Annotated in this window: 1 pseudogene; it reads left to right on the forward strand. The window is 43.1% G+C overall.

Annotation, left to right across the window (positions count from 1 at the left end):
* A pseudogene (locus J4D97_RS23085) lies at nucleotides 1-662 on the forward strand (quinol:cytochrome C oxidoreductase); the annotation flags it as partial.
* Between the last annotated feature and the right edge of the window lie 174 nt (nucleotides 663-836).

Below are 836 nucleotides of genomic sequence, written 5' to 3' on the forward strand. Positions count from 1 at the left end.
CGCTATTCCTAGTATTATTCGCGGTAACAGAATCGATGTCGGCTTGGGACTGGGTGATGTCGATTGACACGCACTGGTACAGCACGATGTTTGGCTGGTATGTGTTTGCTAGCTGGTGGGTATCAGGTATTGCTGCTATCACCTTATGTACTATATTCCTGAAGCAAGCTGGCTATTTACGTTTTGTAAATGCAAGCCACCTGCACGATCTAGGGAAGTTCATGTTTGGCTTCAGTATCTTCTGGACTTATATATGGTTCTCGCAATTCATGCTGATATGGTATGCGAACATACCCGAAGAATCAGTATACTTCAACCAGCGTCTAGGTGGATTTGATAATGCTTATACTGGGTTGTTCTTCTTCAACCTAGTTATCAATTTTGCTTTTCCATTCTTGGTAATGATGACCCGCGACGCTAAGCGGCAGATGATCATGCTTAAGATTGTAAGCATTGCTATTCTGATAGGGCATTGGTTTGACTTTTATTTAATGATCATGCCTGCAACTATGCAGGGAAATAACGGGTTTATCATTGAAATAGGTACCGCGCTGGTTTTCTTGGGTAGCTTCCTTTTACTCATGACGAAGCGCCTATCACAAGCTTCACTGGTTCCCGTCAACCATCCTTTCCTCGACGAGAGCATCCATCACACGACTTAAATTTTAGACGCTGGAAATTGAAAGTGTCATAAGAACTAAGTTCTAATCAACAGCTTTCGATTTCCAGCTGCTAGCTTCTAACTTCTTTACAAATGACTGCTCTTGGTATTCTACTGGTCTTGGTGTTACTGCTGGTCGTATTCGGCCTGTTGTTCCGCCTCCAGATTCTGACAT

This window comes from Hymenobacter defluvii (assembly GCF_017589435.1).
In the GTDB taxonomy this organism is placed as follows: Bacteria; Bacteroidota; Bacteroidia; order Cytophagales; family Hymenobacteraceae; genus Hymenobacter; species Hymenobacter profundi.